The sequence below is a fragment of the Aegicerativicinus sediminis genome, from assembly GCF_015476115.1.
Lineage (GTDB): Bacteria > Bacteroidota > Bacteroidia > Flavobacteriales > Flavobacteriaceae > Aegicerativicinus > Aegicerativicinus sediminis.
In genome coordinates, this window is record NZ_CP064295.1 from 79,709 (window position 1) to 98,964 (window position 19,256).

Annotated in this window: 15 protein-coding genes; 4 read left to right on the forward strand and 11 right to left on the reverse strand. The window is 34.8% G+C overall.

The annotated features are described in order from the left end of the window. Positions 1-2: 2 nt before the first annotated feature. The 6 genes from ISU00_RS00335 to ISU00_RS00360 form a co-directional block, all read right to left on the reverse strand. A complete protein-coding gene (locus ISU00_RS00335; RefSeq protein ID WP_228852052.1) occupies positions 3-2,270 on the reverse strand; it encodes an aconitate hydratase in 2,268 nt (755 codons plus the stop codon). Between the two features lie 208 nt (positions 2,271-2,478). Next, positions 2,479-3,597 carry an acyltransferase family protein gene (locus tag ISU00_RS00340; protein ID WP_228852053.1) on the reverse strand — a complete coding sequence of 373 codons (1,119 nt, stop codon included), beginning with the start codon at positions 3,595-3,597 and terminating at the stop codon, positions 2,479-2,481. A 50-nt stretch (positions 3,598-3,647) separates the two neighbouring features. Then, positions 3,648-4,601, reverse strand: a complete 954-nt coding sequence (locus ISU00_RS00345) for an AAA family ATPase (protein WP_228852054.1) — start codon at positions 4,599-4,601, stop codon at positions 3,648-3,650. 1 nt (position 4,602) lies between these two features. Further along, a complete protein-coding gene (locus ISU00_RS00350; protein ID WP_317174325.1) occupies positions 4,603-6,030 on the reverse strand; it encodes a peptidylprolyl isomerase in 1,428 nt (475 codons plus the stop codon). Continuing rightward, positions 6,014-6,862, reverse strand: a complete 849-nt coding sequence (locus tag ISU00_RS00355; RefSeq protein WP_228852056.1) for a peptidyl-prolyl cis-trans isomerase — start codon at positions 6,860-6,862, stop codon at positions 6,014-6,016. The genes ISU00_RS00350 and ISU00_RS00355 overlap by 17 nt, the downstream gene beginning before the upstream one ends. 4 nt (positions 6,863-6,866) lie before the next feature. Next, positions 6,867-8,825, reverse strand: coding sequence for a peptidylprolyl isomerase (locus ISU00_RS00360; protein WP_228852057.1), 1,959 nt, complete (start codon positions 8,823-8,825; stop codon positions 6,867-6,869). Positions 8,826-9,016: 191 nt separating this feature from the next. Between ISU00_RS00360 and ISU00_RS00365 the strand changes: the two genes are divergently transcribed. Together ISU00_RS00365 and ISU00_RS00370 are read left to right on the forward strand one after the other, a co-directional pair. Continuing rightward, positions 9,017-9,763, forward strand: coding sequence for a hypothetical protein (locus ISU00_RS00365; protein ID WP_228852058.1), 747 nt, complete (start codon positions 9,017-9,019; stop codon positions 9,761-9,763). A 59-nt stretch (positions 9,764-9,822) separates the two neighbouring features. Next, a complete protein-coding gene (locus ISU00_RS00370; protein ID WP_228852059.1) occupies positions 9,823-10,278 on the forward strand; it encodes an SRPBCC family protein in 456 nt (151 codons plus the stop codon). A gap of 59 nt (positions 10,279-10,337) precedes the next feature. Here ISU00_RS00370 and ISU00_RS00375 read toward each other — a convergent pair whose 3' ends face one another. Further along, the gene (locus ISU00_RS00375) at positions 10,338-10,823 is read right to left on the reverse strand and encodes a YciE/YciF ferroxidase family protein (RefSeq protein ID WP_228852060.1); all 486 of its coding nucleotides are present in this window, start codon (positions 10,821-10,823) and stop codon (positions 10,338-10,340) included. Positions 10,824-11,038: 215 nt separating this feature from the next. Between ISU00_RS00375 and ISU00_RS00380 the strand changes: the two genes are divergently transcribed. Next, positions 11,039-11,608, forward strand: a complete 570-nt coding sequence (locus ISU00_RS00380) for a hypothetical protein (RefSeq protein WP_228852061.1) — start codon at positions 11,039-11,041, stop codon at positions 11,606-11,608. Here the strand turns inward: ISU00_RS00380 and ISU00_RS00385 are convergent. Then, the gene (locus ISU00_RS00385; protein ID WP_228853699.1) at positions 11,602-13,128 is read right to left on the reverse strand and encodes a GH3 family domain-containing protein; all 1,527 of its coding nucleotides are present in this window, start codon (positions 13,126-13,128) and stop codon (positions 11,602-11,604) included. The genes ISU00_RS00380 and ISU00_RS00385 overlap by 7 nt on opposite strands. A 145-nt stretch (positions 13,129-13,273) precedes the next feature. Here ISU00_RS00385 and ISU00_RS00390 point away from each other — a divergent pair, with 145 nt between their 5' ends. Then, positions 13,274-14,356 carry an endonuclease/exonuclease/phosphatase family protein gene (locus tag ISU00_RS00390; RefSeq protein WP_228852062.1) on the forward strand — a complete coding sequence of 361 codons (1,083 nt, stop codon included), beginning with the start codon at positions 13,274-13,276 and terminating at the stop codon, positions 14,354-14,356. A gap of 13 nt (positions 14,357-14,369) precedes the next feature. Here ISU00_RS00390 and ISU00_RS00395 read toward each other — a convergent pair whose 3' ends face one another. From ISU00_RS00395 to ISU00_RS00405, 3 genes are all read right to left on the reverse strand, one after another. Further along, the gene (locus ISU00_RS00395) at positions 14,370-16,115 is read right to left on the reverse strand and encodes a glycoside hydrolase family 13 protein (protein ID WP_228852063.1); all 1,746 of its coding nucleotides are present in this window, start codon (positions 16,113-16,115) and stop codon (positions 14,370-14,372) included. A 37-nt stretch (positions 16,116-16,152) separates the two neighbouring features. Beyond that, on the reverse strand, positions 16,153-17,481 hold the full coding sequence (locus ISU00_RS00400; protein WP_228852064.1) for an adenylate/guanylate cyclase domain-containing protein: 1,329 nt from the start codon (positions 17,479-17,481) through the stop codon (positions 16,153-16,155). Between the two features lie 97 nt (positions 17,482-17,578). After that, on the reverse strand, positions 17,579-19,123 hold the full coding sequence (locus tag ISU00_RS00405) for a carbon-nitrogen hydrolase family protein (protein WP_228852065.1): 1,545 nt from the start codon (positions 19,121-19,123) through the stop codon (positions 17,579-17,581). Positions 19,124-19,256 lie beyond the last annotated feature (133 nt).

Consider the following 19,256-nt stretch of genomic DNA (forward strand, 5'->3'; position numbering starts at 1 on the left):
AATTAGCCTTGTTTGTTTTGCTCTTTAATTAAATTTAAAGCAGAACCTGCATTGAACCATGCAATTTGCGCATTGTTGTAAGTATGATTAACCTTTATAACATCTTTGCTTCCGTCTGCATGAACAAATTCAATATTTATGGGTTTATCAGGAGCAAATTGATCTAAATCTAAGAAGTTGATGGTATCATCTTCCTGTATTAAATCGTAGTCGTTTTCATTTGCAAATGTTAACGCTAACATACCTTGCTTCTTAAGGTTAGTTTCGTGTATTCTAGCAAATGATTTTACGATAACCGCTGCAACGCCTAAATGTCTTGGTTCCATTGCAGCATGCTCTCTTGACGAACCCTCTCCATAATTATGATCACCAACAACGACAGAGTATATTCCATTTTTCTTATATGCTCTTTGAACATTAGGAACGCCATCATATTCACCAGACAATTGATTTTTTACAAAGTTTGTTTTCTTATTGAAGGCGTTAACTGCACCAATCAACATATTGTTTGAAATATTATCTAGGTGACCTCTATAACGCAACCAAGGACCAGCCATAGAAATATGATCAGTGGTACATTTTCCAAAGGCCTTAATCAATAATTTGGCACCTTTAATGGTATTACCAATTGGCTCAAAAGGGGTTAACAATTCCAACCTTTCAGAGTCTGGGCTTACAGAAACGACAACACCACTACCATCTTCAACAGGCTCCACATAACCAGCATCTTCCACTTCAAAACCCTTTGGAGGCAATTCAATACCTCTAGGTTCGTCCAATTTTACTTCAACACCATCTTCATTAATTAATGTATCGTTAACAGGATCAAAATCTAATCGACCAGAAATTGCGATGGCTGCAACCATTTCTGGAGATGCCACAAAGGCATGAGTATTAGGATTACCATCTGCACGTTTAGAAAAGTTCCTGTTGAAGGAATGCACAATTGTATTTTTCTCATCCCCTTTAAGGTCACTTCTGTCCCACTGTCCTATACATGGTCCACATGCATTGGTGAAAATTGTTGCATCCAAATCTTCAAAAATCTGAAGTAGACCATCTCTTTCAGCAGTATATCTGATCTGTTCAGAACCAGGATTAATACCGAAATCTGATTTAGCTTTAATTTTCTTATCAACAGCTTGTTTTGCGATTGATGCGGCTCTTGTTAAATCTTCGTAAGAAGAATTAGTACAAGAACCTATTAATCCCCAGTCTACTTTAATTGGCCAGTCATTAGCTTTTGCCTTTTCTCCAATTTCTCCAACAGGTGTAGCTAAATCTGGAGTAAATGGACCGTTTAAATGAGGTTTAAGAGTGCTTAAATCTATTTCAATTAATTCATCGAAGTATTGCTCTGGATTCGCATAAACTTCCTCGTCAGCTGTTAAATATTCTTTTATCTTATTTGCTTCATCTGCTACTTCGGAACGATCTGTAGCCCTCAAATAACGCTCCATAGATTCGTCATAACCAAATGTTGAGGTAGTTGCACCTATTTCTGCACCCATATTACAAATGGTTCCTTTTCCAGTACAAGAAAGGTTTTTAGCACCAGGACCAAAATATTCAACTATTGCTCCGGTACCACCTTTAACTGTCAGTATACCAGCTACCTTAAGAATTACATCTTTGGCAGAAGTCCAGCCATTAAGCTTACCTGTTAATTTTACGCCTATCAACTTAGGAAACTTTAATTCCCAAGCCATTCCAGCCATAACATCAACCGCATCTGCGCCTCCAACACCAATTGCAACCATACCAAGTCCACCAGCATTTACGGTATGTGAATCCGTACCTATCATCATGCCCCCAGGGAAAGCATAATTTTCCAATACCACTTGGTGAATAATTCCGGCACCAGGCTTCCAAAATCCAATACCGTATTTGTTTGAAACAGAAGCCAAGAATTCGAAGACCTCATTGCTCGTTTCATTAGCACGTTTTAAATCTGCTGCTGCACCTTGTTTGGCTTGGATAAGGTGATCGCAATGCACCGTAGTTGGAACAGCAACTTTAGGCTTCCCTGCTTGCATAAATTGTAATAAGGCCATCTGGGCAGTTGCATCCTGACAAGCAATCCTGTCCGGGGCAAAATCGACATAATCCTTACCTCTTTTAAACGCTTGGGTAGGTTCGCCATCCCAAAGGTGAGAATAAAGAATTTTTTCTGCCAACGTTAATGGTTTACCTACAATTTCTCTTGCTTTATCCACACGAGAGGGTATATTCTTGTAAACCTCTTTAATCATGTCTATGTCGAACGCCATATTATATTTTTTAAAATTGATTTAGTATGCTTAAAAGTCCTGCAAAATTACAAAATAGCCATAGAAATTTAAAATATGCAACGATATTTGGAAAGTCTTAAAAATAATTCATTAAAACATATGAAATTAAAGAGTTATACAAGAATTTTTTGAGGTATTAGGAGAATAATTGAAAAAAATACAATTTGCTCGGCAATAAAAATAAATATCAATCGTGATGTTTATTAGAAATACCTAAAAGTCGTAAAACTTTAGGGTTGTCACGCAGGTCCATCATTGGTTTTTCGAAAAACCTAAATAGCATAAATGCAAATACAAAGGTGCAAATCCAAAATAGGAAAATTGCCACCCAAGTATTCTCAAGTAATTCTAGTTCTATCAATCTGGCAATAAGAACAAAAACAATTGAATAATTGACAAGGTATAGAGAATAAGAAATTCTACTTGTAATACTTACAATTTTTTTTATTACAACATTCCTTGTTTTAAGGTTCATTAAAAATGGGAAGCCAAAAAGAATCGAAATTAAAAGTAACGGAAGATAAAAATTTATTAAAAAATTATAATTAAATGTATGTGCGTTCAGATACGAATACATTAGTGGAACATGGGTAAGACCAAATAGAACGGACCCCGTCATTAAAAGTTTTAGACCGTATCTAGACCACCTGTTGAAAAATTTATATTTTATATATATAGCTAAAAACCCATAATAAATTGAATCAAGTCTATAGATAACAATCTTCCGCATACCATGACTCCATTCTAAAATGCTATTAAATTCATTGTTATGATAGAAAATAAGTCTGCTTATAATGCCCGTTAATATCATTAAAAGGCTAGTTATTAAAAATACCTGTGAAAATGATGTGGAAAACATTCGCAACAATAAAAACAGCAATAATGGACCGATGATATAAGAAAATTCTTCTATGGACAAGCTCCAAGACTCTGGGAAAAAATCTTGTTGATCCTCACTAAAGTTCTGGAGGAAAAAGAAGTATTTCCAAATTTGAGTTCCAGGATTTAAATTGTTAAGAACAAAAATCCCAATAACCATATTAACAAGTAAAATCAAATAATAATTGGGTAAGGTCCTAAACCATCTCCTTAAAAAAAAGTGATAAAAATGATCGAAGGATGTTTTGCCGGCAAGAATTTGCCTATAGATAATGTCTCCTATCAGGATTCCACTAAGAACAAAAAATATGTCAACACCAATTGTTCCTAAAAACTGAAAAAAAAATCCTTCTAAACCCTCATCACTAAGGACGAGTAATGAGGTATGGGAAATTAGAACTAGAAAAATTGCAGCTGACCGTACCACATCTAAACCAAAATTTCTATGTGGAAGTCTAGTTCTAATGATTTAAAGTTTTAAAACAGGCTTTTAATAATGTTTTCGTCAGTTATACCCTCAGCCTCAGCTTTATAGTTCTTTATTATCCTGTGCCTTAATATTCCTTCGGCTACGGCTTGAACATTTTCTATGTCAGGGGAGAATTTTCCATTAATTGCAGCGTGGGTTTTTGCCGCCAGAATCAAATTTTGCGAAGCTCTTGGACCAGCACCCCAATCCACATATTCCTTAACCAAATTTGCAGCATTTCTGTAATTCGGACGTGTGTTAGACACCATTGACACCGCATATTCGATTACATTATCTGCTACCGGAATTCTCCGAATAACATGTTGATAATTCAGTATTTCTTCAGCTTTAAATAATGGATTAACAGTTACCTTATTGTCAGTTGTAGTAGCTTTAACTACATCAACCTCTTCCTGATAAGTCGGATAATCAAGATTGATTGCAAACATGAATCGGTCTAATTGGGCTTCCGGTAAAGGATATGTACCTTCTTGCTCAATTGGGTTTTGGGTTGCTAATACAAAATAAGGTAAGCTTAATTGATAGTGATGGCCAGCAACTGTAACGGCTCTTTCTTGCATTGCCTCCAAAAGGGCAGCTTGGGTTTTTGGTGGTGTTCTATTTATCTCATCTGCCAAAATAATATTGGCGAAAATTGGCCCTTTAATAAATTTAAAGTGCCTATTCTCATCTAATATCTCACTACCCAATATATCAGATGGCATTAAGTCTGGAGTAAATTGTATTCTTTTAAAATCGAGACCTAATGCTTGAGCTATTGTATTGACCATTAAAGTCTTTGCAAGGCCTGGAACACCAATTAATAGGGAGTGTCCACCAGAAAAAATGGAAATCAAAATTTGATCTACCACTTTATTTTGGCCAACAATTACTTTAGCTATTTCAGTTTTTAAGTCTTTATATTTCTTTACAAATGTTTCAATCGCCGCTACATCAGACATACTATTGATTTTTTAACCAATTACTACTGAATTCGCAATTTCGATACTCACCGTTAATCTTAATATAAGTATCATTAATTTTTTCCTCTTGCCATTTACCAATTTCCTGATACTGTTTATCCTGTAGTGCAAGGTTCTTAATTTTCAAATAATCACGTGCAAAATCAGCCTCATGTTCATCCACCCTATTACTAACGCTCAAGATTTTATACTTAAGCCTATTAACCCTATCTTCATCCTGATAAACAGGACTAATTTCTCCTTCCTTCAAATTTTGAATTTGCGAATATAATTCAGGATCCATTTTGGTAAGTTCGAAGTTATAATCTTGTGTTTCCGGGTTAATAAGATGGCCACCATTGAATTTGGTTTCCTTTTCATCACTAAACTCCCGAGCTGCATCAGCAAAAGTTAATTCACCTTTAACCAATGATTCTCTCACCTTATCTATTTCTGCTTTAGCTTTTTCTTGTGATTCCCTACTAATTTCAGGTCTAAGAAGAATATGCCGAATATCATATTCTTGACCTCTAATTTTTTCGAGGAAAATAATGTGATAACCATATTCTGTTGGAAATGGATCAGAAATCTCGCCTTCTTGAAGTGAAAAAGCAACATCCCTAAATTCCTTAACCATTTGAGGTCTTGATTTGTTTAAAGTATATTTTCCCCCTTGGGCCTTTGAACCTGTGTCATCCGAATAAAAAACTGCTTTTGTCGTGAAACTCGCACCATTTTCAATAACGTCAGCCTTCATCTCCTTAAGCCTATCAATTACCTTTTGTCTGGCTTCTTCAGTTACCTCAGGTATAACAACTATTTGGGAAACTTGCAATTCAGTACCAAAAACCGGTCTCTCCTCTTTAGGAATTGCATTGAAATATTGCCTTACCTCTTCTGGAGTTACTTCAATATCTTCAATTATTTTTCTTTGCATTTCCATTGCAAGTTTTCCATTCTTGTTGATTTCAAACATTTCTGCCCTCAAAGCCTGCTCACTATCCTTGTTGTAAAATCTTAAAACCTCATCAAGACTACCTGTTTGTTCGACAAACTGAGCTAACTGTTGATCGATCATTGAACGAATCTCCACCTCGTTAATTTCAAGACTATCTTGAATAGCGTGATGAGCGTACAATTTATCTTCCAATAATTTACCAAACAATTGGCATCTAGTAATGTCTGCAATTGATGCTCCTCTAGCTCTTAGTTGAATAAATTCCTTATCGATGTCTGAATTCAGAATTACATATTCCCCAACAACACCGGCAACTCCATCGATTTTAACCTTATTATAAGGTGATGGTGTTTCAACTTTTTTAACCTCCTCCTGTGGTTCCTCAATTATCTCCTGGGAAAAGCCAAACTGTCCTATGAAAATGGCCAATAACACAAAAATCCTAACCACTGGTTTATTTATAAATTTCAAATCGATTGTTTTTAATTGCATCCTTCGTAATATCTTTTTCTAACTGCTTAATAAGCTCTAATTTCCGTTTGTTTATAACGATCTGGTCTACTGTAGGTTTCACATATTCTAATGGGGCGTAATCGTCAGGCAAAAGTACATCATTTACCTGCACCAAATATAGACTTAAGGAATCGTTGAGCTCAATAAAATTTGATTTTTTTAACAATTCCTTTTTATTCTCGGCATTTACTACAGGAATTTTCTCAACTACCTGGGATGCCTTCACCCAAATAGAGTCCTTTAAAGAAAATGATTTAAACTGAACCGAAATGGAGTCTAAATAAGTCTTATCGTCTGGATCGAATCGTTTAAACCGTTCCTCGACATCATCTAAATTGATTGCCGTTTTAGAAATATTAATATACCTCAACTTAACCAGCTCTTCATTTAACTTGAATGTTTCTCGGTTTTTGTCGTACACTTCCTGGGCCTGTGACATGCTAACCGTACTGTCTATATTCTTCGAAACCAAAGCATCTAAATATGCCTTAGTATATAAATCAGATTTATATTGATCTACCAATCTATTGAACTCTTTGGTGGTTGCGTCATTTAAATTTCTTTCAGCCCCATCCAACAATAGCAGTCTTGTAGCCCATCGATTTATGTAGTTATTCACAATTACTGCACTATCTTCAGAAGTTGTACCCTCTTTAATTAAGGAGGCTATGTCCTCCCGGTAAAGATAATTTTCATTTACCCTGGCAATTGGATCTCCTTCAACCTTCGGCTCGAACAAATGGCAAGAAACTATAAATGTCAACAATAAAATGCCTAATGAAAATCTCATAATTTTACTTTCCTAAAGACTTTTTAATCTTTTTCAGTTCTTTTTCGTTTATCGTAACGGTGTATTTATTGCGCAGTTTTTTCAACCATTCAGCCTCTAAAAAATCCTGATAATCACTAATCACCCTACCTTTGGTAGATTCGAAAGATTTAGGTTCGGATTCAGAAATTTTTGTTATAAATAAAAAATGATAAGACCCGTTCTTCTCATATATTCCAGTAACACCACTTTCAAAATCATCCCCTGCAGGCAACAACTGATGGTCTGTTTCAAACGGTCCCGGGGTAACAAGTAAATTACCTTCAGAATTTTGAACTTTAGCAAGTTCTGTCTTAAGGGAATTCTCATCCGATAGGCTGGCTTGTATCTTTTCTAATTTGCCCTTTTCTGAATCTGAAAAAATATAACCTTCTAATTTTTTGGTTGTTAAATATTTGGCTTGATGATTTTCATAATATTGCCTTAAACCAACAGTATCCCTCATCGCTTCATTCCAAATCTTTCTTTCCATTAAATCAAAAAGCAATAACCCATCCCTATATTCTTTCAAAATGTGGGCGAAATCATCATTTATATTTTCAAGGTTATTTTCATGAAATTCCTTTAGTTGGATATTAAGAAATTCATCACCCTCTTTTTTTACTATTTCATCAAATGGAATTTCCTTTCTAAAATAATTTGTTTGATTATTCTCCAAGAACACTGCAAATTCTTTATAAGAAATGGTATGATTGTCAATTTTTGCCAATTCCTCCTCGGAGATTAAATTATCTGGAATTTTCCAGCTTCGATTAAAATATTCTTCATTCAGTAAAGACGAGAAATAGTCAATGTAATCCTCTTTCACTTTAATGCGGTATTGCTTCTTTAATTCCCTAATGAGAGCTACATCTATTAACTGAGATCTTGAATCTCGTTTAATTCTGACTTCTAATTCAGGTCGCACCTTATTTAAAGGCTCAACAGGATTTTTTTCTAGAAGTTTTACAATATGCCAGCCAAATTCAGTTTGAAAAGGAGGAGATACGTCACCAATATTTTGCAATGAAAATGATTTATCTTCAAATTCCGGAGATGTTAGTTGGCCACTCTTAAAAGGCACAAGTTTACCACCATTTGCAGCAGAGGCCTTATCATCTGAAAATTGTCTAGCCAACGCCTCGAAATTCTCTCCGTTCATGTATTTTTCATATAATTGGCTAATGCGTTCCATGGGAGTATATAAGCTATCTTTATGATCATTTGCCACCATAATATGTGCCACAGTAACTTCTCCCCTAGATGTTCTTTTATCCTCCACTTTGAGAATATGGTAACCAAAACGAGTTTTAAATGGCTCAGACACTTCGCCAACTGCTGTGTTATAAGCAACTGTTTCGAAAGGATAAACCATTTTAAAAACTGAAAAATAACCTAAGTCTTCAACATAGGTGGTTTGCCCATTATGTAATTCAGTTTTTAATTTTTGAAATTTTTCTGATTTTAACCTAGGTTGCAATTCTTTTAAGCGGTTTATAGCATTAATTGTGTCAGGCGAATTTTCATCCACTCTAATAAGAATATGTGTAACCTTTACATCCTGTAATAATCTATCGTAAGCTTCAGCAACCAGTTCATCAGTAACTTTGTTATCTGAAAGATAAACTTGGGTGAGATCTTTTTTGTAACTATTGTATTCCCGCTTATAAGAAGAAAGCGTATCTAAGCCCATTTGCTTAGCTTCCTGTAATTTCAATTGATAATTAATATACAGGTTCAAATAATTATCAATGTCCTTCTGGGATTCATCTTGTACGAGATCATAATTTTTTTCGTAAACCCTTACAAACTCTTGCGTTGGGACTTGTACATTATTTACAGTAAACAAAATTCCGTTCCCAAAGTCCTGCCCAAAGGCAATCCCAAAAAAGGCGAATCCTAAAACACAGAAAATTCTTTTCAGCGGTATAAATCTATTAGTCATGGATGGCAAAAATAAAACATTATAACAATGCTTCAAAAGTTGATTGTTGAACGCAGATGCCTAGATATTATTATAGGAAAATAGGCAAAATGGAATATATATCGGTTAATAAACTCTTAATAAAGTACATCTTACACAAAGTAGTCCATTCATATTTTTTTTAAATTAGCCTAAACTAATACCTAATACTTATGTTAAAAATCTACTTATCAAGTATTTGCATTATATTTTGCACATGCTTCCTGCCTGCCCAAGACCTTGAGATTTTTCTACCGTCTTACGATGGGCAAATTATTAACCATACGTCTAATGCCATTTCAGTGAATGATGATGTCTTGATTACGTTTCAAGATAAAAACATAACCACGAATTTTTTCACCGAGGGAATGACCGAATTATACCTCTATGGCGGACTGCAAACAGCAAATGGCACCATGGAAGGCGCCCCGGATATAACAGATACGGCAGCCATGCCAGTATTTTCATTGGTTTCAAATGATACTGATGCTAATGCGAAACCGAACACCTATGATTTGAAAATAAATTTAGCATCTTGGTATTCTTCGGTCCCAGATGGTGTTGTAGTTACAAAGTTTAATTTTTATATCCGTAATTCTTTAGGTTATGAAGGTGAAAACATTACTACTATGATTTCTATAGATCTTAAAGACGCCACAAAGGACAGCACTTTAGACGTAACCAATAAATCAATGTCTCAATCCTTAAAAATTATAAAGGATGAATTGATTTTCACAAATTATAATGGTAAGATTTCAGTTAATGCATATGATTTAACTGGGAGAATTGTAGATCATTTTGAAGGTATGGCAACTAGCAGCAAAATGTCTGTATTTATGGCGCTTCCAAAAGATCAAATTACACTAGTGGTAGTTGAAAATGAAAATTCTCGAAAAACGTTTAAAACATTAAATCATTAAATAAAATTGTGGTAGGCGATTAATCACCGCCTAATTTCTACAGTCCAGAAAACCCAGAAATGGAATATACTTCTGAAATAATAATAAATAGCCCTATTGAAAACTGCATTGAAAAATTCAGGGCAGCTGACCATGTAAAGCATTGGCAGCGAGGGTTAATTTCATTTGAACATATTTCTGGAGAACCTGGACAATTTGCATCAAAGACGAAAATGCTTTATAAATTTGGAGCAAGGAAGATGGAGCTATTGGAAACCATAGTTAAAAATAATTTACCACATGAATTCCATGCTACTTATCACGCAAATGGTATTACCAATAATCAAGAAAATTATTTTGATGAATTTGCAACTGGTAAAACAAAATGGGTATGTAAGAATGAATTCATACCCTTGAATTTTACTATGAGAATGATGATTACATTTATGCCAAAAGGGTTCAAAAATCAAACCATGCGCTACATGAAGGATTTTAAAAATTATGTGGAACATGGAAAATCCATTTTGGATAGATAATAAAATAAAAAACGGCATTTAAAAATGCCGTTTTCTAATTTCAAAAATGGTTATATAGATCAGGCAATTGCCCTACGGTTCAAACGGTCCTCGGCCATATCATTCATGTGCTTATCTGCTTTATATTCTTGGTCGAGCGATTTTTGCAACTCTTCTGCAATAACATTATGTCCTAATTCTTTGGCATACCTTATGGTAGTACCATAGCCAGAAATTTCGTAATGTTCCACTTTTTGGGCACAAGCAATTAAACCAGCATCCATCACCTCTTTGGCGGAATCTTCCCTCAAGAAATGTTCACATTCATTTATTAACCCTTCCATTGCCTTACATTTTGTGCTTGTTGGATTTATATCCAAATTTTCACAAATATTCTTAAGCCTATCGAGTTGTTCCTTGGTTTCGGTTAAGTGCTTTGAAAATGCATCTTTCAATTCGTTATCATTCGCAGCTTCAACCATTTTAGGTATTGTATCAACTAATTGTTTTTCAGCTGAGTATAAGTCTTTTATTTCGTGTTCAAATAATTCTTGCAACGTTTTCATAATAAAATGTTTTAATTACTAGATGCAAATTACAGGCATACTACTCTTAAAATTGACGCCATAAACTTCGGTTTTAATCCGATTAAAATGCAGATAGTTAATGTTTTGTGAAATAACCTATGGCATTGGAGAAGAACTAAAAATATGATTAATATTACGCTATGCCCAATAGGAAATATATCCTGCCCCTTGTATTTTTAATTGTATCATTCGCAATGAATTCCCAAAATCATACTATTCCGGCTTCTATTGAAAATGAAGCAAAGACAGCATTGAAATTTTATCCCCAATTGAAGGAGACTCGAATTGAATTTCGATTTAAAAAGAATATTAAAAAATCAACTATGTTGGCTCAGCCCACATTTGGTAGTTTTTTTAGATCCCGAAAGAAAAGGGCGTATATAATTTTAATAAGCGAAAAATTCAAAATTGAAAACCAAGAGTTCCTTACAACCCAAATCCCTTCTAATGTTTTAATTGGTTGGTTAGGACATGAGTTGGGTCATGTTATGGATTATTCAGATCGATCCAATTTGAACCTTTTATGGTTTGGGATTAAATATTTGCTTTCCGACAGATCGATTATCGAGGCTGAACGGTCAGCCGACACCTTTGCGGTGAGACATGGCATGGAAAATTATATTTTAGATACGAAAGATTTTATTTTGAATCACGCACATATTTCGACTATCTATAAAAACAGGATTCGTAAATACTATTTATCCCCTGAAGAAATTATGGAAGTTATAAACTTACGGGACGAAAGAGAGGCATTGATTCAGTAATTAGAAACAAAATCTTCCCACTCTTTAAACTTTTCTTCGTCCATAACCCTTTCCATTTTAACTTGGCCACCCTTTTTCTTATTTGCACCGCTCCATTCATGAAAAATTTCTGGCTTGATTAGCTTTACCCTAACTCCCTTCAAAGCTTTAGAACGAGCCACCTTATAATTTTTGTTCACACCTTTTAAAAATTCGTCTATAGCATCTACAACTTCATTTTCACTTGTTTCAGGATTGTCCGAACCTAAATACCAACAATGGTAAAATTCGTCATCTTCACAACGTTTAGCACAAAGTGTGTATTCCGGAATCTTAATTGAGAATTGTTCTTCCAAATGTTTTACCGTGTCATCCAACTTATTAACAGATAATTGGGAGCCAACTGTATTCAAAAAGAACTTTGTTCTACCTGTAATTTTGATTTCATAGTTTTCAACATCTGTAAATGTTATGGTATCACCAATTAAGTAACGCCAAGTTCCACTAACGGTGCTTATAATAAGAACATATTCTTCCCCTTCCTTAACTTCAGACAATCCTATGGAAGGAGCGTCATCTACAATAGATCCGACTTGATTAATGTATTCCGGTTTGAAGGGTACAAATTCAAAATAAACACCATTGTCGGTTAATAGTTGCATGGATTGTGTATCTGGTCGCACCTGACAGGCTAAAAACCCTTCAGATGCGAGGTAGGTATCTATTATGATCACCGGTTTACCCATCAAAGCCATAAAACTTTTTTCGTAAGGTCCGAAGGCAACTCCACCAGACGTATACACTTGAAGATTAGGCCAGATTCCATGGATGTTATTTAGGTTATGGTGCTCAATAACTTTTTGAAGCATCAATTCCATCCAAGATGGAATACCGCTGAGGGCACCAATATCCCATTCTTCTGCCCTTTCAGCAATCGTTTGTACACGCTCATCCCAATCCTCAATTTTTGCAATATCTTCACCCGGTTTGTAGTAACCCTTAAACCAAAACGGGATGTTGCTAGCACTAATACCACTGATTTCGCCTTCCAAAAATTCTTTATTCTCTTTAAGATCGGTAGAACTCCCAAGCATCATTATCTCTTTTTCGAAGAAATCGGCTGGAAGATCAAAATTCGTTAAGGCAAAAACCTGTTTTACACCGCCTTGACGAATACTTTCAATCATATCTTCGGTAACCGGGATTCGTTTGCTTGAATCACCAGTTGTACCAGAACTCAAAGCAAAATAAGATGGTTTACCAGGCCAAGTAACATTTTCATCACCATTTTGTAATCTAATCCACCATTCAGTATCCATTTTATTATAATCGAAAAAGGGCACTGTTTCCGCGAATGTTTTTTTAATATCTTCAGACTCCAATATAGATTCAAAATCGTAGTGCTTTCCAAAATCAGTATCCTTTGCCTTTTTAAGCATTTTTTTCAATTCTTCTAACTGCTCTTCAACAGGATTTGATTCAGGAGTTAATGCATCCTTAACATCAATTACTCCTTTGATAATATTACCCAGAATTGCCATTTGATCTAATTTTCTGTAAAGATAATTCAACTTTTTTGGGGTAGTGAGTCAAATTATAACTGTATGGCTAAAACATTTGATTCATATAGAATGAACTTTATGGGGGATGACATTATTAACTATTTTTGATTATATAACTAACCATATGAAATTAAAACGCGTTTTTGAAATATTCGGGATTATCGCCATTATACTAACCGTTGCCCCTATTTTTGCAATTGATTATTGGTGGATAAGAATGTTCGATTTTCCACATATTCAATTAACCCTTCTTACGCTACTAGCTATAATTTTTTACCTCATTAAATTTAATTTTAAAATTCTTCAGGATTATGCCTTCATTTCAATTCTAATAGCATGTTTTATTTTTCAATTCATCAAAATTTATCCATATACCCCTCTTGCAGAAAAAGAAGTTGGTGATAGTACCATAACCGAACCATCAAGGACATTCACAATTTATAATGCCAATGTTCTTCAAAAAAACAGGCAATACGATTTGCTTATCGAAGAAATTAACACCCTTAACCCTGATATACTGATACTTACCGAAACGGATGTAAATTGGCAAAAGGCAATTAAAGGCAACCTATCAAAAGCATATAAATTTGGAGAAGAGGCACCCCTGGATAACACATATGGCATGCTTGTTTATTCAAAATTACCTCTAAGTGATTCAAAAGTCAATTACCTAATTGATGATAGTATCCCATCTGTGGAGGCCAAAGTAAAATTACCGTCTGGAGATGTTTTTCAATTATATGCCATCCATCCAACGCCACCTATGCCTCAAGAAAACCCTAAATCGACTGATCGTGATGCAGAGATGATGAAAACTGCATTGTTTAATTATGATAGTAAATTACCTTCTTTAGTAATCGGAGATTTTAATGATGTGACATGGTCCAAGACCACAAAATCATTAAAAGAAGTTGGCAAACTTTTGGATTTACGTAAGGGGAGAGGTTTTTATACAACTTTTAATGCAAAAAATCCTGTACTTAGATGGCCGCTCGATCATATATTTGTTTCGGAAGAATTTAGAGTAAAGCAATTGAAAAAAGGTGAAAAAATAGGCTCCGATCATTTCCCTTATTATGCAACTCTCACATTAGAACCAGAACGGGCTAATGAGCAGCTACCCGAGCCTCCTAGTGATGAGAGAATAGAGTTTGCTCGAAAGCAAATTGCCAAAGAAAAAGAGGAGGAAACGGAATCAAAAAAATAAACTTTAAACAAGTTCAATTCAATTTATATATAACTGATTGATAAGGTTTTAAAATAGCCCTACCATCTTTCATCTCAATTTCCCCATAATTGTTTATCATAACCTCTCCCAAATTAAATGCTGAACCGAGGGAGATTTCTGAATTAGAATCTGAAAAATTTAATAGAACCAAATACGATTCGTCATCTAAAGATCTGGTATAGGCATAAATTGTAGGATGTTCTTCCTGAATAATTTGATATTTACCATATATAAATGCTTCTGTATCCTTTCTTAATGCCACCATCTTTTTGAAATAATTCAAGCAACTTTCAGGATTATTTGCTTCGGTTTGAACATTAATGGTTTTATAATTTTCGTTAACAGGTAACCAAGGGTTGCCTGCAGTAAATCCTGCATTTTCTGAAGTATCCCACTGCATAGGAGTTCTAGCATTGTCACGAGAAAGAAAATTGAGTTTCTTCATAAATAATATCATGTCCTCTCCTGAATTTTTTGCCTTTTCATAACTATTAATTGCAGCAATATCTTGATATTCCTCAATAGTTGGCATATCAATATTTGTCATACCTAACTCATCTCCATAATAAACATAGGGAGTACCTTTCATACTTAAAATAAAGGTATTCAACATTTTTGATGAGGGCGCTCGGAATTCTGGACTATCATTTCCATAACGGCTCACCAACCTCGAATTATCATGATTTGCAAGAAAAATTGAAATCCATCCCTCTTCCTCAAAAGATTTATCCCATTTGCTAAAATTTGCCTTTAAGTCTGAAAGTTTATAGCCTTCATATTTAACAATATCAACTCCCTCGAAATGATAGGCCATTTGCAATTCATTTCTATCGGCATCAACTAGGGAATGGGCGTCCTCCAATGTACTTCCGGCTCCTTCTGAAACCGCAAATACATCATACTTACTTAGTACCTCATCGTACATTTCCCGCAAATAATCATGGATGTTTTCCTGCATTCCATAATACTCGATAAAGTTTTTTTCGTATCCATCTGGAAACTTCGGATAGGTGGTATCTTTTGCAACAAATTGAAATGCATCCAATCTAAAACCATCCACACCTTTTTCTGCCCAAAATTTCATAATGTCATAAACCTCTTGTCTTACTTTCGGATTCTCCCAATTTAAATCTGGTTGTTGGTATGAAAAATAGTGAAGATAGTAAGCGTCTGTTTTGGCATCATATCTCCAGGCGTCGCCTTTAGGGTCAAACAAACTATATCTATAGGGTGGTTCACCTTTTTCGGCCGGCCACCAATGATAATAATTTCTATAGGGGTTGTCTCTTGAACTCCTAGATTCCTTAAACCAATTATGCTCATTACTACTATGGTTGACAACCACATCCATAAGAAATTTAATATTTCTATCATGAAGACCCTTCAATAAAGTATCGAAATCCGCCATGTCGCCAAATTCCTCCATTATATTACGATAATCACTAATATCATAACCATTGTCAGCATTTGGAGAAGAATATATAGGATTAAGCCAAACCATATCAACTCCCAAACTTTCGATATAATCCAACTTGTCAATGATCCCCTTGAGGTCACCAATTCCGTCGCCATCACTATCCATAAAACTCCTTGGATATATTTGATAAATTACAGCTTCTTTCCACCATTTTTTATCCATGGTTGTTTCAATTTGGCTATCAGTTGGATTCTCTTTTTTTTCATTATTACAGCTTAATGAAAAAAGGCCTAAAAAAGCAAGGATACAAAATTGTTTCATCTGTTAATTGGTAAAAAAATTGTACAATCGTTAGGGCTTATTTTGAAAATTGTCTCATCTCATCTGTAATCATAGACAGTGCTGTTCTCCATGCTGATAACAATTCAGGGGATGAAAATTCTCCCAACTTGTTTTCAATAGTTGCCATTAAAGCTTGTAATACAACAGGGTAATGGGCTTCTGTAACCCCATAGCGAGAATGGCTTTCTCCTAAAAAGCGCAGTCCCAATTTAAGATTTTCTGGTCGACTAAGGGAATAGACAATGGCACCAAGCATATGTGTAAGCAACCGGCCTTGATCTTTCATGTTCTTTTTGAACAACGTTCGAGTTTCAGGTGATATTTCGAACACTCTATCATAAAATTCTGCCGCAAATTCCTCTTCATTTCTTAACAAATAATCTAAAGAACTCTGCAACTGAAACTGAATATCTTGTTCTAAAAACCCCTTAACTTCAAAAAGCTTGGTGTTCTCATCCCTTCCACTTAATTGAACCTCGAAAGTCTTTCCTATATCCAAGAAACCATCGGGTAAGGCACGGTAAACAGAATCTGAAATAAGTATGTTCGTTCCGGCAGTTTTATTGTAATCTTGAATCCTACTAGCCGTGTTAACAGGATCACCAACTACAGCAAGTTGTTTATGTTTTGGATGCCCTAATTTACCTATGTAAGCCTTTCCAAAATTTATACCTATACCTGTTCGAATGGTTAGATCAAAATCGACTAATTCCATTCTGTTTAAACGTTCTATAGCATAATACATACCTAATGCCGCACGTATCGCATCCGCACAATTCTTTTCACGCATTCCACCTGAGACCCCAAATAAGCCTACTATCTCATCACCTACATATTGGTAGATAATTCCATTATTGTAAAGTATGGGATCTCCTATTACAGTATAAAATCGATTTAAAATATGAGCAACATCGAACGTATTATTGTTCAATGCCATTTTTGTAAAATTCCGAATATCACAAAACAGGATGGCTATTCTCCTCTCCTCTGCCGAACCCTCTGGAATAGTTTCTAATTGAAGTTTATTTATTTCTGCACTGGTCCAAACCAAGCGTTCAATACTTACATCTCCTTTTGCATAAGTTTGGCAAGCTAGCCTAATAGATGGATCCCATTTTCTAGCTCTCGCCGTTTCAATTTCTTTAAAGGTACGCTGACTTAGGTTGGAATGGCCATCTATTACACGTATTCTACATGTAGTACATTGACCGTTCCCTCCACACTCGTGTAAATGTGGAATTTGGTTAGATATTGATGTTTCTAAAATCGTCGCATCCGGGTCGTCGTAAGGTATTTGCTGATTGATTCCTGTATAAGTAATCGTCGGCTTTACTATTTCTGGCATAACAGAATCTTTGTAGAACCATTAAATTACTAAAATTTTTCAAAGAGACTATAGAAAAATATTTATTCAGAAATCTGTTCAGGCTAAATTTTAAATGTTAATTGACCTCTTTTCTATCAATCTTCTTTAACTCAAATAAATCTTTTCTTCTGTCCCTCAGATTTCTAACGCTCCCAAACCGATGTAATTCCCTTAAGAGGCCCAAATCTACATCTGCAATTAATATCATTTCAGTATTTGGCGTTGCCTCAGCTTTAATTCCATTTGAAGAGAAAGCAAAATCGCAAGGGGTAAATACCATAGATTGTGCAAATTGTATATCCATATTATGTACATTCGGTAGATTACCAACACTTCCGGCAATAGCCACATAACATTCATTTTCTATTGCTCTAGCCTGAGAACAATTTCTTACCCGCGAATATCCATTTTGTGTATCAGTTAAAAAGGGAACAAACAATATGTCCATACCCTCATCTGCCAACAATCTACTCAATTCTGGAAATTCAGAATCGTAACAAATTAAAATACCAATTTTTCCACAGTCGGTGTCAAACACTTTCAGTTCAGAACCTCCTTGTAAACCCCAAACTTTAGCTTCATCCGGTGTTACATGAAGTTTTTCATAACGTTCTACAGTACCATCCCTTTTACACAGGTATCCAACATTATACAACTTCCCATCCTTTATTTCAGGCATACTACCAGTAATAATATTGATGTTGTATGATATTGAAAGTTGTGAAAACTGATCAACCACACCTTCGGTATGTTGAGCCAAGGCACGAATTGCTTCCGGTTCACTTAAATGATTATATGCCGCCATAAGCGGAGCATTAAAGAATTCTGGAAACAATGCGAAATCTGAACGGTAACCAGATACGGCATCAACAAAATATTCAGCTTGCTGCATTAATTCATCTAGGGAATTATATGGTCGCATTTGCCATTGTATTAACCCTAAACGAACAACCGTTTTATTAGTAGCAGCCTTTTTAGTTGGCTTTTCATAATAAATATTATCCCATCTCAGAAGAACTGCATATTCGTTAGAAGCTTGGTCATTCTCTAGATAATTACGTAAAATCTTAGTAGGATGAAAATCATTAGATAGCTGAAAGTTTAACACCGGATCGTGAATTTCCTTTCTTCTCACCAATCCTATATAATCTTTCGCACTTAATTCATCAGCATACCTGTGATAGTTAGGAATCCGTCCACCACAAACAATACCTTTGAGATTCAAATTTTCACAGAGTTCTTTACGATAGTCATAAAGTCGACGACCCAATCGCAAACCTCGAAATTCTGGTTTTATAAAAACATCAATTCCATATAAAAAGTCCCCATCTGAATTGTGGGAATTAAAAGTATAGTTATCAGTTATCTCTCTATAAGTATGATCTTGGTTTATTCTATCTTCATCCACAATTATTGAAAGGGCCGTACCTGCCAATTGACCATTAATTTTAATAACAACCTGACCAATAGGAAATTTGTGCAATAATTTTTCAATATGATTTTCCTTCCAATACGATTCAGGCATGGTGGAATATGCCGCAATCATTGCGTCTTTCAATTCCTGATAATCATCAATAGATAAATATTTAAGTTCAATATTTTCAATTTCTTGTAATTCCATTTTTTAAAATTTAATTCAGTCCTATCTCAAAATTTAAATGCTGATTAGCCAATGAAAGATTTATAGTGAAATCTCTTTCTTCATTTACTCAAAATTTTAACTCAAATGTGAGTCTTTATAGTACTTAATCTTT

Excerpts from the sequence above, each read along its gene's own strand:
- ISU00_RS00335 (WP_228852052.1), bottom strand. The coding sequence starts at position 2,270 with ATGGCGTTCGACATAGACATGATTAAAGAGGTTTACAAGAATATACCC.
- ISU00_RS00345 (WP_228852054.1), bottom strand. The coding sequence starts at position 4,601 with ATGTCTGATGTAGCGGCGATTGAAACATTTGTAAAGAAATATAAAGAC.
- ISU00_RS00355 (WP_228852056.1), bottom strand. The coding sequence starts at position 6,862 with ATGAGATTTTCATTAGGCATTTTATTGTTGACATTTATAGTTTCTTGC.
- ISU00_RS00360 (WP_228852057.1), bottom strand. The coding sequence starts at position 8,825 with ATGACTAATAGATTTATACCGCTGAAAAGAATTTTCTGTGTTTTAGGA.
- ISU00_RS00365 (WP_228852058.1), top strand. The coding sequence starts at position 9,017 with ATGTTAAAAATCTACTTATCAAGTATTTGCATTATATTTTGCACATGC.
- ISU00_RS00370 (WP_228852059.1), top strand. The coding sequence starts at position 9,823 with ATGGAATATACTTCTGAAATAATAATAAATAGCCCTATTGAAAACTGC.
- ISU00_RS00375 (WP_228852060.1), bottom strand. The coding sequence starts at position 10,823 with ATGAAAACGTTGCAAGAATTATTTGAACACGAAATAAAAGACTTATAC.
- ISU00_RS00380 (WP_228852061.1), top strand. The coding sequence starts at position 11,039 with ATGAATTCCCAAAATCATACTATTCCGGCTTCTATTGAAAATGAAGCA.
- ISU00_RS00385 (WP_228853699.1), bottom strand. The coding sequence starts at position 13,128 with ATGGCAATTCTGGGTAATATTATCAAAGGAGTAATTGATGTTAAGGAT.
- ISU00_RS00390 (WP_228852062.1), top strand. The coding sequence starts at position 13,274 with ATGAAATTAAAACGCGTTTTTGAAATATTCGGGATTATCGCCATTATA.
- ISU00_RS00395 (WP_228852063.1), bottom strand. The coding sequence starts at position 16,115 with ATGAAACAATTTTGTATCCTTGCTTTTTTAGGCCTTTTTTCATTAAGC.
- ISU00_RS00400 (WP_228852064.1), bottom strand. The coding sequence starts at position 17,481 with ATGCCAGAAATAGTAAAGCCGACGATTACTTATACAGGAATCAATCAG.
- ISU00_RS00405 (WP_228852065.1), bottom strand. The coding sequence starts at position 19,123 with ATGGAATTACAAGAAATTGAAAATATTGAACTTAAATATTTATCTATT.